This is a genomic window from Planctomonas psychrotolerans, from assembly GCF_008642235.1.
Classification (GTDB): domain Bacteria; phylum Actinomycetota; class Actinomycetes; order Actinomycetales; family Microbacteriaceae; genus Planctomonas; species Planctomonas psychrotolerans.
Genome location: NZ_SJEV01000001.1, coordinates 1,991,587 through 2,004,300, shown reverse-complemented (window position 1 = coordinate 2,004,300; position 12,714 = coordinate 1,991,587). Strand labels below are relative to the sequence as shown.

12 protein-coding genes are annotated in these 12,714 nt (G+C 69.1%); 6 read left to right on the top strand and 6 right to left on the bottom strand.

The genetic code is table 11. The features are described 5' to 3' along the window. Window positions 1–206: 206 nt before the first annotated feature. The 4 genes from EY822_RS09225 to EY822_RS09210 all read right to left on the bottom strand — a co-directional run bounded on the left by EY822_RS09225 (window position 207) and on the right by EY822_RS09210 (window position 3,769). Entirely contained in the window at window positions 207–764 is a 558-nt protein-coding gene (locus tag EY822_RS09225; RefSeq protein WP_150308003.1) for a hypothetical protein, read from the bottom strand. Between the two features lie 229 nt (window positions 765–993). Then, window positions 994–1,491 (bottom strand): HNH endonuclease, encoded by a 498-nt coding sequence (locus EY822_RS09220; RefSeq protein WP_150308002.1) that lies wholly within the window; start codon window positions 1,489–1,491, stop codon window positions 994–996. A gap of 348 nt (window positions 1,492–1,839) precedes the next feature. Next, window positions 1,840–2,865: a C40 family peptidase gene (locus EY822_RS09215; protein ID WP_150308001.1), complete on the bottom strand. Its 1,026-nt coding sequence runs from the start codon at window positions 2,863–2,865 to the stop codon at window positions 1,840–1,842. 211 nt (window positions 2,866–3,076) lie between these two features. Beyond that, window positions 3,077–3,769 (bottom strand): metal-dependent transcriptional regulator, encoded by a 693-nt coding sequence (locus EY822_RS09210; protein ID WP_150308000.1) that lies wholly within the window; start codon window positions 3,767–3,769, stop codon window positions 3,077–3,079. Between the two features lie 93 nt (window positions 3,770–3,862). On the opposite strand from EY822_RS09210, the gene serC reads away from it, so the two are divergent. After that, on the top strand, window positions 3,863–4,975 hold the full coding sequence (gene serC, locus EY822_RS09205; RefSeq protein WP_150307999.1) for a phosphoserine transaminase: 1,113 nt from the start codon (window positions 3,863–3,865) through the stop codon (window positions 4,973–4,975). Between the two features lie 25 nt (window positions 4,976–5,000). On the opposite strand, the gene EY822_RS09200 is transcribed toward serC, so the two are convergent. Beyond that, the gene (locus EY822_RS09200) at window positions 5,001–5,708 is read right to left on the bottom strand and encodes a DUF3027 domain-containing protein (protein WP_150307998.1); all 708 of its coding nucleotides are present in this window, start codon (window positions 5,706–5,708) and stop codon (window positions 5,001–5,003) included. Beyond that, a complete protein-coding gene (locus EY822_RS09195) occupies window positions 5,701–6,084 on the bottom strand; it encodes a cold-shock protein (RefSeq protein ID WP_150307997.1) in 384 nt (127 codons plus the stop codon). Before EY822_RS09195 ends, EY822_RS09200 begins: the two co-directional genes overlap by 8 nt. A gap of 87 nt (window positions 6,085–6,171) precedes the next feature. On the opposite strand from EY822_RS09195, the gene EY822_RS09190 reads away from it, so the two are divergent. From EY822_RS09190 to EY822_RS09170, 5 genes are all read left to right on the top strand, one after another. Beyond that, on the top strand, window positions 6,172–6,447 hold the full coding sequence (locus tag EY822_RS09190; protein WP_150307996.1) for a multidrug ABC transporter ATPase: 276 nt from the start codon (window positions 6,172–6,174) through the stop codon (window positions 6,445–6,447). Between the two features lie 22 nt (window positions 6,448–6,469). Next, window positions 6,470–8,401 (top strand): helicase-associated domain-containing protein, encoded by a 1,932-nt coding sequence (locus EY822_RS09185; protein WP_150307995.1) that lies wholly within the window; start codon window positions 6,470–6,472, stop codon window positions 8,399–8,401. A gap of 51 nt (window positions 8,402–8,452) precedes the next feature. Further along, a complete protein-coding gene (locus tag EY822_RS09180; RefSeq protein WP_150307994.1) occupies window positions 8,453–10,099 on the top strand; it encodes a DNA repair helicase XPB in 1,647 nt (548 codons plus the stop codon). A 65-nt stretch (window positions 10,100–10,164) separates the two neighbouring features. Further along, a complete protein-coding gene (locus EY822_RS09175) occupies window positions 10,165–10,857 on the top strand; it encodes a response regulator transcription factor (protein ID WP_150307993.1) in 693 nt (230 codons plus the stop codon). A gap of 67 nt (window positions 10,858–10,924) precedes the next feature. Further along, on the top strand, window positions 10,925–12,670 hold the full coding sequence (locus tag EY822_RS09170) for a sensor histidine kinase (RefSeq protein WP_150307992.1): 1,746 nt from the start codon (window positions 10,925–10,927) through the stop codon (window positions 12,668–12,670). The last annotated feature ends 44 nt before the right edge of the window (window positions 12,671–12,714 follow it).

The following is a 12,714-nucleotide window of genomic DNA, read 5'->3' as shown; positions in this document are numbered from 1 at the left end:
CAGGCTGAGGGACCGTGTCGGCTTGCGTCCTTCGACAGGCTGAGGGACCGTGTCGGCTTGCGTCCTTCGACAGGCTCAGGGACCGTGTCGGCTTGCGTCCCTTCGACAAGCTCAGGGACCGAGACGGCTTACGTCCCTTCGACAAGCTCAGGGACCGTGCCGGGTCGGCATCCCCTCGACAGGGTCGGGGACCGCGGGGAGCCGGGTCAGTCGATCCACTCCAGCGACTCTTCGAAGGTCTCGCGACCGTCGTCATCGTCGAAAACGTTCGCGACGAGGTGGGTCACCAGCAGGGCGAATCCTGTCGCCACCTCCGCGAACAACTCCGGATCGTAGGGTCCGTACCAACTCGCACCGCCGGGGCTCTCCGGGTCGAGGTCGAGTCGGTGCACGACCGACTGCGCGCCCGACGATCGCACGACGATCCGAAGCGCCCGGAGCGGCGGCTCCGAGCCGGTGAGCTCGGCGTGCTGAGCAGCAGCCTCCGCGGTGGCGGCGATCGCGTGCGACAGCAGCACCGCCGTGTCGGCCGTGCGGGGCCCCGCCGCGGGATACCGCGCGTACTCGTCGGCGTCCCCCGACACCAACGAAATGGCGGACGGCGTGCCCGCCAACCGGCGGTAGGTCAGCATCTTCAGGGCGGCCCGGAGGAGGCCGGTCAGCACAGCCGCGGCATCCTCTGCGTCGTGCACCGCCGCATAGTCCGGCGCCGAATTCGTCCACACGGCCCGAACCACGTCACGCGTCGCGGGAATGCTGGCCATCTAGGAAGTCCCCCTGTTCGTCGACGGTCGTCGCGACCAGTCTACGAAGGACGGATCCGCACAACGACCGATCGGCCCGTCCGCGCTCGATGCACGGGGTATCGACCTACAGACCGACGGCACAGAGACGGACGGACACCTGAACCCGACACCGCACACCGCACACCGCACACCGCCCGCCCGCACACCCGACGCACCGTCGCGGCGCACACCGCCGCAACCGCACTTCTCAGGCGGCGGGCATGAGGAACTCGTTCCACTGCGGCAGCCCGCGCTCCATTCCCTTCACGATCCACGTCGCACCATGCGGCGGCTTCGGCACGCTGCGGAGCATCCAGCCCATCTCCACGGGAGTGCGGTCGCTCTTCAGGTTGTTGCAGCGCAGGCAGCACGCGACGAGGTTCTCCCAGGTGTCCGCTCCCCCGCGCGAGCGCGGAACGACGTGGTCGATCGTGCTCGCGGCACTGCCGCAGTACGCGCAACGGTTGCCGTCGCGCCGCAGCACGCCGCGCCGGGACACCGGTACCGCGCGACCGTTCGGAATGCGCACGTAGCGGCGGAGGATGATGACGGCCGGTCGATCCCAGGCGCCCGATGCGCTCCAGATCGGATTGCCCTCGTCGCTCGCCAGCACGGTCGCCTTACCCTCGAGCACCAGCACGAGCGCGCGCTTGAACGACACGATGGACAGTGGCTCGTAGCCGGCGTTCAGCACCAGTGTTCGCATGACTCTCCCTTTCGAACCGGCCTGGACGGCTTCCAGGCAGTCGATGCGTTCCGGCACTCGAATGGGATCCGGGCAAACAAAAAGGCACCGCCGCGAACGACGATGCCTACCTGAGCGGAATGATGCTCAGACATGTTTGTGAGCTGTGCCCTTGGGCACAGTGGCGATAGACGAGGTGGCCGCGCACATCCGTGGTTGGGATGGTTCGAACCGAGTCCATGTCGCGCTCCCGGGATCTCACATGAGTGTCAGGAGGACAGGGTAACCCAGAACCGGCCGTAACGTGCATCCGCCGCACCACTCCCCCTCCGAGGACTGGCGCGGCGGATGCGCGTGCGAGGCATTCCGCTACATCGCGATGCGGACGAAGTAGACGTCCTGCGACCAGATCGGCCGCGCGATGACGCTCTTGCCGGGGCGCGGCGCGTCGATGAAGTTGCCGTTCCCGAGGTAGATGCCGTTGTGGCTGTGGTTGTTCCAGATCACGAGGTCGCCGGGCTGCGCCTCGGCGCGCGAGATGCGTGTGCCGGACGCGGCCTGGCCGCGGACGCCGTGCGGCAGGCTCACACCGAACTGCGCGTACACGTACATGACGAGTCCGGAGCAGTCGAAGCCGGCGGGCGTCGCGCCGCCGAGGCGGTAGGGCACGCCCTGGTACTGCATGGCGACGGCGGCCACCTGGGACGGGCTGGAGCTGGCGTACGGTGCGGCGGCCACCAGCGCGTCGGCCGTGGGGCCGGAGTACGTGCTGTCGGTGGTCGCGATCTCTGCGCGGCGGCTGGTGGCGGTGGCCGACTGAGTGGAGGCCGCGGAGGCTGCTGCTGCGGCGGCGGCCTGGGCAGCCGCCGCCTGAGCGGCGGCCTGGGCAGCGGCCTCGGCGGCGATGCGGGCCTCCTCCGCCTCCCGCGCCTGGATCTCGGCGAGGCTGGTCGCAGAGAAGGTGTCGCGGGTCACGCTCGGCGCGACGGCGTTGGTCACCGCGAGAGTCTGGGCGTTGCTGGCGGTGATGGTGGAGAGGGAGGCGGGGGCCTGGGCGATGGTCTCGGCGGGGCCCGCCGCGTAGGCCGGGAGCGCCAGGACGCCGATCAGGCCGCTCACGAACGTCATGACGACCGCGTTGGCGGCGGTGCGCTTGAGCTTGCGCTTCTTCGCGGCAGCTATCGCGTGCGGGGTCACCGCCAGAGAACCGGTCAGTGCCTGCTGGGCGCGGAGCACCTCGACCGACGGCGTGAGCTCCACCGTGGGCACGAAGGCCGGGCGGGCGACGGAGTGCAGCTCCCGCCGGCTGGCGAGGTGCGGAAGGGGTGGGACATCTGACGTCAGATTCGGGTTGGCGTGGTTCTGGGACGAACCGATGGTGTCACCAAGTATCAAGTTAGGGCCTCCAGCGCCTCAACGCCGCACGCGGCATTGTCCCGTCCAAAACATGACTGTTCTGAGAAGCGATGCAAGAGACGGGAAGTGGAGACGTCTTGCTTCGGACCCTGTGGCCGGTGAGTTCGGTCGGTCGGGCTCGTTCGAGAGTACGGGACCGTTACCGATTTGTCATCCTGAAGGAGGACATTGCTAACGAATTGGTAACGGGTCAGGCTGTGATGAAGATGTGGCTCGCCACTTCGGTGGGCAGTTCAAGACCGGTGTCGAACCCGTCGACCTCCACCAGAACGTACGATCCAGCGGCGGAGAAGCGGGCACGGGCACCGGGCACCACGCCGGCCTGCTTGAGCTGCAGCAGTAGTTCCGGATCGAACTGCACCGGCTCACCGAGGCGACGAACCTCGCCCGTGATCGGCTGGGTCGACGCCGCCACCGCGGGCACGAGTCCGACCACACCGCTCATGAACGCCACGGCGGGCGAGTCGCCGAGTTCGTCGAGCCCGGGGATCGGGTTGCCGTAGGGCGATTCCGTCGGGTGTCCGAGCAGATCGAGGATCTTGCGCTCCACCTGCTCGCTCATCACGTGCTCCCAGCGGCAGGCCTCGTCGTGCACGTACTCCCACTCGAGGCCGATGATGTCGCTGAGCAGACGCTCCGCGAGACGGTGCTTGCGCATGACATGAATGGCCTTGCTGCGGCCGGCGGGCGTGAGTTCGAGGTGCCGATCGCCGGAGACGATGACCAGGCCGTCGCGTTCCATGCGGGCGACGGTCTGCGAGACGGTGGGTCCGGAGTGGCCGAGTCGCTCGGAGATGCGTGCCCGGAGCGGGACGATGTTCTCTTCCTCGAGGTCGAGGATGGTCCGCAGGTACATCTCCGTCGTATCGACCAGATCCGTCACAGTTGCCTCCCTGCGTGCTTACCGGCGTCAACTCTACTGGCTGCGCGCTCCGGGCCCGGACGGAGCGGGGACGCGGATCGCTAGTATTCGTGCATGCCTGCCGAATCGATCCCTTCGTCCCTCCTGCCCGCCGACGGCCGATTCGGCTGCGGTCCGTCGAAGATCCGCGACGAGCAGCTCGATCATCTGCTGCGCCATCGGGACATCCTCGGCACCTCGCACCGCCAGGCGCCGGTGAAGGATCTCGTGGGCAGGGTGCGGGCCGGCCTCGCCGATCTGCTCCGCGCACCGGAGGGGTACGAGATCGTGCTCGGCAACGGCGGATCCACCGCGTTCTGGGATGCGGCCACCCATTCGCTCATCGAGCGCCGCAGTCAGAACCTGGTGTTCGGTGAGTTCGGCCAGAAGTTCGCCTCCGCCGCGAGCGCGCCGTTCCTCGAGGCGCCCGACGTGCGGAAGGCCGTTGCCGGGTCGCGAAGCGAACCCGCCGCGGTGGCGGGCGTCGACGTCTACGCGTGGCCGCACAACGAGACCTCGACCGGCGTGATGGCGCCGGTCACCCGCGTGACCGGCGATCCGGGCGCGCTCACCGTGATCGACGGAACGAGCGCCGCCGGTGGGATCGACTTCGACGCCGCGGAGTGCGACGTGTACTACTTCGCGCCGCAGAAGAACCTCGCCTCCGACGGCGGCCTGTGGTTCGCCCTCTTCTCCCCCGCCGCTCTCGAACGGGTGGAACGGATCGCCGCGAGCGACCGGTACATTCCCGAGTTCCTCAGCCTGAAGAACGCGGTGGACAACTCGCGGCTGAATCAGACGCTCAACACGCCGGCTCTCTCGACCCTTCTGCTGCTCGAGGCCCAGCTCGACTGGCTGAACGCCTCCGGCGGCCTCTCGTTCGCCGCGGCCCGCACGCTCGAGTCGTCCAGCGCGCTCTACGACTGGGCGGAGTCGGTGGAGTACGCGGCGCCCTTCGTCGCCGATCCCGCGCACCGCTCGCAGGTGGTGGTCACCATCGACTTCGACGACACGATCGACGCCTCCGCCGTCGCGTCGGCGTTGCGCGCCAACGGGATCGTCGACACGGAGCCGTACCGCAAGCTGGGCCGCAATCAGCTGCGCGTCGCCACGTTCGCCGCGATCGACCCGGCCGACGTGCGGGCCCTCATCGGAGCCATCGAGCACGTGGTGAACGCCGGGAGCTGACCCGGAGGATCAGCGGCGGCGAGCGTTACGACCGCTCGCTCCCGGCCGCGTCGTCGGCGACGGTTGCGTCCGACGCCGCGTCGTCCTCCGACGCGTCATCGTTCTCCGGCGTCGCGTCGTCCCCCGGCGCGTCGTCATCGTCCTCGAAGGTGACCCCGTCGAGGACGTCGTCGATGTCGTCGGTCAGGTCGGTCGGATCTTCGATGTCGTCATCGTCGTCGGAATCTTCGTCGTCCGACTCGTCCTCATCGTCGTCGTCGTCGTCATCGTCCGACTCGTCATCGTCGTCGTCGTCCGACTCGTCATCGTCATCGTCGTCGTCGTCGTCCGACTCGTCATCGTCATCGTCATCGTCATCGGACTCGTCGTCGTCCTCACCGGATGCGGCGCGCAGCGCCTCCTGCTCGGCGAGCTCCTGCGCCGTGTTGTAGTCGGCGAGCCGATCGGACCACGGCACCCAGTCCGGCGCGAGCAGGGCGTCCTCGCCCGGGAGCATGTCCACCTCGAGCACCGACGGAGGTGTTCCGTCGCCGATGCTGGCCAGCGTCACGTTCCAGTTCCATCCGGGGTAGCCCGACAGGAGGCAGGGGAAGCGCACGGAATACGCGTTCCCCTCCTCGGCCACCGCTGTGGCCGAGTCGCCCACCGTGTCCGCGGGAGTGATGTCCAGCAGGGCGGTTCGGGCGATGTCGACGGAGCCCTCGGGCAGGTCGTCGAGGGAGACGTCAGGCATCCAGCTCGTCCGCGACCTTGCGCAGCACGGCGGCGATCTTCGCACCGTGGGTGCTGTCGGGGTAGCGCCCGCGCTTCAGGTTGGTTCCGATCCCGTCGAGGAGCTTCACGAGGTCCTCCACGATGATGGCCATGTCGTCGGCGGGCTTGCGGGACATCTTGGCGAGGCTGGGCGGAGCATCGAGGATCCGCACCGAGAGCGCCTGCACGCCACGCTTGCCGGCCACCACACCGAACTCGAGTCGGGTACCGGGCTTCACTGCCGAGGTGCCGGCCGGAAGCGCAGACGCGTGCAGGAAGACCTCCTGGCCGTCATCGGAGCTGATGAAGCCGAAGCCCTTGTCGTCGTCATAAAACTTGACCTTGCCGGTGGGCATCTCGACCTCTTTCGAATGTGGTGCGCGAACCAAGCGATGACCAGTTTATTAGCCGTTGCGCTGGCGGGGTGGTCGTATCCTTGACGAATGCCCAGCGACTCCCCCCGAACCGTCCATCGTAGCGAGCGCATCCTCGCATTCATGTCGCTCACCCTCGTCGGGGCATCGCTGGCAGCCATCCTGGCCATCATCGTCGGCACCGCCCTCGGCGCCGGAAATGACGACGGATTCAGTCGCGGGGTGTGGCCCGTCGTGATCGTCCTGCCTCTGCCGGGTCTCAGTCTCGGGCTCGCCCTGCTGATCGCTCTGCTCATCGTGTCGTGGAGCCGACGCAGCCGGGACAACCGTCGGAGTGCCCGCTGACCCGCACGGACGGGTGGAGCCGATGAGCACTCTCCTCGCCCTCGCCACACGCCTTCGCGGAATGCCGGAGCACGAGCTGCTGGCCGCGCTTCGCCTGCGAGAAGTCTCGGTCACGGGCATCTCCGACTACTTCGATCTCGCCGAGGCGCTCCTCGACCAGGGGGCCATCTCGCGGGCGCTCGCCCGACTGAGCCGCGCCCCGCTCAGCGTTCTCAGCAGCGCGGCGCACCTCGCGTCCACCGGAGCGCGGCCCACCGCCGCGTCGATCGCCGAGCGCATCGCCACGTTCTCCGATACCCCTCCGTCAGTCGCCAGCATCGCCGAGTCGGTGCTGGGTGCGCGGGCACTCCTCTTGATCGACGCCGACACCCACGCGGATGCCGACGCGGGTAGTGCTGACGCCGACGCGACCATCGTCCCCTACGACGCCGTGGTCGAGGCCTTCGCCGCCTGGCCTGCCAAGGGGCTCCCCGACGAGGCGACCCTCGCCGGGGAGCGCCCGCCGGCATCCCTCGACCGCGTGGACCTCGAGCCGGGGTCGACGACCGATCAACTTGCGGCCGAGCGAGCGTTCGCCACGGTGGCGGCGGTCGCCGAGCTCCTCGCCGAGCTCGCCGAGCAGCCGGCGCGCGAGCTCAGCAGGGGTGGTCTCGCCCTGCCCGACAGCAAGCGCCTCGCGGGGGCCATGTCGCTCGACCTCGACGACGTGCCCGCCGTCGTGTCGATCGCCGAACGCGCGGGTCTCGTCGTCCTCGAGTCCTCGTCGTGGCTGGTCACCGAGGCGAGCACCGCGTGGTTGCTCGACTCGTCGGTCTCCCGGTGGACCACGCTCGCCGAGGCGTGGCTGGATGCGCTGCCCGCCGACATCCGCGGCATCCTGCGCGCCCGCTCCCGGGCGCGCTGGGGTGACGGACTGCTCGCGTTCGTGAACTGGGACTACCCGATGGGCGGGGAGTGGCTCCAAGGCCGCGTCGACGACGTCGTCCGGGATGCCGAATTCCTGGGCCTCGCCGCGCACTCCGGCCCCAGCACGCCGGGCTCCGCGCTCCTCGAGTCCGGCGCCGCCGAGGCGGCCGCCTCCATCGCCGGGATGCTGCCCGCGGAGGTCGAGAGGGTGTACGTGCAGCACGACCTCTCCATCGTCTCGCCCGGACCGCTGGCACCCGCGCTCGATGCGCGGCTGCGCACCATGGCCGACGTCGAGAGCCGCGCCCTCGCGGCCACCTACCGCGTCTCCGCCGCGAGCCTCACCCGGGCGATCACGAGCGGGGAGAGCGCCGAGTCACTGCTCGACTTCCTCCGCGGGGTCTCCCTCACCGGCATTCCCCAGCCCCTCGATTACCTGATCCAGGACGTCGCCTCCCGTCACGGGCTGCTCCGCGTGGGCGGCACCGACGCCGACCCGCGAGGCCCCGCCGGTGGCGAGGGCGCACGGAGCTACGTCTGGTCCGATGACCCCGAGGCGCTCGCACCCCTCGAGGTGGACACGAGACTGTCTGCCGTCGGCCTGTCGCGGGTGACGGCGAACCGCCTCGAGTCGCGCTTCGATCGCGATGTCGTCTTCTGGGCGCTCACCGACGCGCGGTATCCGGCGGCGGCCGAGGATGCGGAGGGCCGGATCCTCCTGCTCACCCGAGGTCGGGTGGGTCGGGCCTCGATCCCCGCGGGGAACGATCCGCTGGAGGCACTGGTCGCTCGCCTGGTGGCGGACACCTCGACGAGCGTCGAATCGACGACGAGCGACTGGGTCGCCCGTCAGCTCGACCTCGCCATCCGCAACCGCATCGCCCTCACGGTACGGGTCGCCATGCCGAACGGTGCCGAGTTCGACTACCTGCTGGAGCCGACCGGACTGTCGGGCGGACGCCTCCGGGCCCGGGACCGCCGGGCGGACATCGAACGCACGCTGCCCCTGTCGAGCATCACGGCGATCCTCGCTCCCGACCCGCGCTGAGCGGGACAGCGCACCGACGCATGGACAGCGGGGCGGATTACACTGTTCGCCGTGCCAGACGGTCCCCTCATCATCCAAAGCGATCGCACCGTTCTGCTCGAGGTGGCCCACCCGGCCGCCGAGGATGCGCGCCACGACCTGGCGGTGTTCGCCGAGCTGGAGCGGGCGCCGGAACACATCCACACCTATCGGATCACCCGGCTCGGTCTGTGGAATGCGCGAGCGGCCGGCCACACCGCCGATGACATGCTCGCCACCCTCGACCGCTACGCCAAGTTCCCGACGCCCCAGACCGTCGCGGTCGACATCACCGAGACGGTCGGTCGATACGGTCGCCTCGTCATCGAGCGGGACGACGAGGGCACCCTCCTCCTCAGCAGCGATGACATCGCCGTTCTCACCGAGGTCTCCGGCGCACGGCGGATCACCCCGCTCCTCACCGGGCGGGCCAGCGACACCTCGTTCACCGTGCAGGCCTGGGCGCGCGGGCAGCTCAAGCAGGAGCTGGTGCGGCTCGGCTGGCCCGCCGAGGACCTCGCCGGCTACACGCCGGGGACACCCCACCCGATCGACCTGGACGAGGCCGGCTGGGCGTTGCGCGGATACCAGCAGAAGGCCATCGACAATTTCTTCGACGGCGGATCCGGCGTGGTGGTCCTCCCCTGCGGCGCCGGGAAGACGCTCGTCGGCGCCGGTGCGATGGCGAGCGCGAAGACCAGCACCCTCATCCTCGTGACGAACACGGTGTCGGCCCGGCAGTGGCGCGCCGAGTTGCTGAAGCGCACGAGCCTCACCGACGACGACATCGGCGAGTACTCCGGCCAGGTGAAGGAGGTGCGACCGGTCACGATCGCGACGTACCAGATCCTCACCGCCAAGCGGAAGGGCGAGTACGCGCACCTCGCCCTTCTCGACGCCATGGATTGGGGACTCGTGATCTACGACGAGGTCCACCTTCTGCCCGCCCCGGTGTTCAAGCTCACCGCGGACCTCCAGGCCCGTCGGCGACTCGGACTGACCGCCACCCTCGTGCGCGAGGACGGGCGCGAGGGCGACGTGTTCAGCCTCATCGGCCCCAAGCGCTTCGACGCCCCGTGGAAGGAGATCGAGGCGCAGGGCTTCATCTCCCCCGCGGCGTGCTTCGAAGTGCGCATCGACCTCCCCCAGCACGAGCGGCTCCGCTACGCGGCCGCGGCCGACGACGACCGATATCGGCTGGCCGCCACGGCGCCGGCCAAGCTCGACGTGGTGCGTTCCCTCGTCGACCGGCACTCCGGCGAACGCATCCTCGTCATCGGCCAGTACCTCGACCAGATCGACGAACTCGCCGACGACCTGAAGGCGCCGAAGCTCACCGGAGCCACCCCCGTCGACGAGCGGGAACGCCTCTATCAGGCGTTCCGCGACGGGGAGGAGAACGTGCTGGTCGTGAGCAAGGTCGCCAACTTCTCGGTGGACCTCCCGGAGGCCACCGTCGCCATTCAGGTGTCAGGGTCGTTCGGGTCGCGCCAGGAGGAGGCCCAGCGTCTCGGCCGCCTGCTGCGCCCCAAGGAGTCCGGGCTCTCCGCGAACTTCTACACGCTCGTCTCGCGCGACACGGTCGATCAGGACTTCGCGCAGAACCGGCAGCGCTTCCTGGCCGAACAGGGCTACAGCTACACCATCCTCGACTCGCACAGCCTGGACGCCGCCGCCTGATCGAGGCGGCGGCGAACCCAACGAGCTCCCAGAAACCTTCCAGCGAACCCGCAGATACTGGAGCCATGACTGACGGCCCCAAGATCCTCATTGTCGACGACGAGCCCAACATCCGCGACCTGCTCACCACCAGCCTGCGTTTCGCCGGCTTCGCGGTGCGAGCGGTCAGCAACGGAGCGCAGGCGATCTCCGCGGTTCTCGAAGAAGAGCCCGACCTCATCATCCTCGACGTCATGCTGCCCGACATCAACGGCTTCGGCGTCACCAAGCGCCTCCGCGCCGCCGGGTACACGGCACCGATCCTCTTCCTCACCGCGAAGGACGACACCGAGGACAAGATCACCGGCCTCACGGTGGGTGGTGACGACTACGTGACCAAGCCGTTCAGCCTCGACGAGATCGTGGCCCGCATCAAGGCGATCCTCCGGCGCACGATGCACGCCGACGAGGAAGCCATCATCCGGGCGGGCGAGCTCACGATGGACCAGGACACCCACGAGGTGCTCATCGGCTCCGAGTCCATCGAGCTGAGCCCCACCGAGTTCAAGCTGCTGCGCTATCTGATGCTGAACCCCAACCGGGTGCTGTCCAAGGCGCAGATCCTCGATCACGTGTGGGAGTACGACTTCAACGGCGACGCCGGGATCGTCGAGTCCTACATCTCCTACCTCCGCCGCAAGCTGGATGCGCACTCGAGCGAGCCCGTCATCCAGACCAAGCGCGGGTTCGGGTACATGCTCAAGGCGGCCAAGGTCTAGCCTTTCTCCAGAATGGTCGCCTATGGTCGGCTGAGTCAGGCCGCCGACCCGAAGGAGACCGTTCCCCGTGCACGAAAAGATCTCAGAGCGCTGGGCGGCGATCTCCCTTCGCACCAAGATCACCGGGGTCACCGTTCTCCTGCTCACCCTCGGGCTCCTCATCTCCGGACTCGGCACCACGGCATTCCTGCGCCCGCAACTGGTCCGCAGCATCGACGACCAGGTCAAGTCGTCGCTCGTCGACATGCGCATCATCTTCGGTCAGGACTTCTCGGGCAGCGTCTTCCGCGAAGCGCACGTCGACGGCGCGAATGACAGCTATTACGTGGCGCTCGTCGACCCCGACGGCAGAGTGATGGTGGACAACCGGCCCGCCGGCGACACCGACGGCCCCGTGGTGACCGGTCTGACCGTGGCCAAGGCCAAGGAGATCGGCACGTCGATCGTCACCCTCACCGACGCCTCCGGCAGGGACGAATGGCACGCCGCGGTGCGGCAGAGCAACCTCTCCGGTAGTCCCGTTTTTTACAGCCTCGTGGTCGCCCTGCCGATGAAGCCGGTCGAGGCCTTCATGGCGACCTACCTCACCGTGTTCTTCGGTTTCGGCGTGGCCGTGGTGGTGCTCGGGGCGGCGCTCACCCGACTGCTCGTGACCTCGACCTTCGCTCCGCTGCGCGAGGTGGAACGCACGGCCGCCGCGATCGCCGACGGCGACTTCGGTCAGCGGCTCGGCGGAGCGACGCCGAACACCGAGGTGGGCAGGCTCAACCGCTCCCTCAACACCATGCTGAGCCGCATCGATCAGGCCTTCGCCGACCGGGCGCGCACCATCGACCAGATGCGCCGGTTCGTCGGCGACGCCAGCCACGAACTCCGCACACCGCTCGTGTCCGTGCGCGGCTACGCGGAGCTCTACCGGATGGGCGCCCTGCAGACGCCGGAGGACGTGGCGAAGGCCATGGACCGCATCGAGAAGGAGGCCATCCGCATGGGCGGCCTCGTCGAGGACCTGCTCGAACTCGCCCGGCTCGATGAGACCAAGCCGCTCGAACTCCGTCCGGTGGACCTCTACCCCATCGCCCGGGATGCGGCGCTCGACACCATGGCGTCGTCGCCCGGCCGAGTGGTCACCGCTCTGCCTCCCGTCGTGATCTGGAGCGCCGGGGTGGGCAACGAGGTGCCGGTGACGCCGGCGGACGGCGAACTGACGGCCGGCTCCGCGCCCGATACCGATGACCCGACGACCGGCGGCGCCGCCGGCCCGAGCACCGGGGCGATTCCTTTCGCGCGCCTTGCGCGCCTGCGGGGACGCTGGCCGCGGCGCACCGAGACCGAGGACGAGGCGACGCCGCCCGCGGCGGCTGCACCGGAGCACGTCGACGGCTCGGTGCCCACGGCCGCCATCGTGCTGGCCGAGGAGAACAAGATCCGGCAGGCGGTCACGAACCTGTTGGGCAATGCGGTGCGGTACTCGCCGGCGGGCTCCCCCATCGAGCTCGGGGTGGTGATCGACCGCAGCACCAATGAAGCGGCGATCGAGGTCATCGACCACGGTGACGGCATCCCGCCGCAGATCCGCGAGAAGATCTTCCAGCGGTTCTGGCGTGCGGACACGTCGCGGGCGCGCGAGACCGGCGGTAGCGGGCTCGGCCTCGCCATCGTGGCCGCCATCGTCACCGCGCACCGCGGGCGGGTCGACGTGGTCGACACCCCCGGAGGCGGAGCGACGCTCCGCCTCATCTTTCCTCTCCTCCAGAACCCCGCCGACGGTTCGCCGTCGACAATCGTCGCCGAGGCTCCGCGCACGGCCTGAGCCCGGGTTTACCGTGGCCTCCCACATCAACCCAGGGAGGCACA